We start from the raw sequence: 216 nt of genomic DNA on the forward strand, positions 1-216 counted from the left end.
GCCAAAGCGCACGCTGAGATTCTTGATATCCAGCAGGCTCATACGCCGGCCTCCGATACGTGCATGCAGGTTGAGCCTACGGCGCTAGACGGCGGATAAGGCTGCGCCATGTCCGCACTACGGTTATGTGTGCTGATCATCCGGGGCTCCTCAGACGGCATTCTTGAGTTTCGGGTCGAGCGCGTCGCGCAGGCCGTCGCCCATCAGGTTGATGGC

Source organism: Pseudomonas sp. UBA2684 (assembly GCA_002354655.1).
GTDB lineage: Bacteria > Pseudomonadota > Gammaproteobacteria > Pseudomonadales > Pseudomonadaceae > Aquipseudomonas.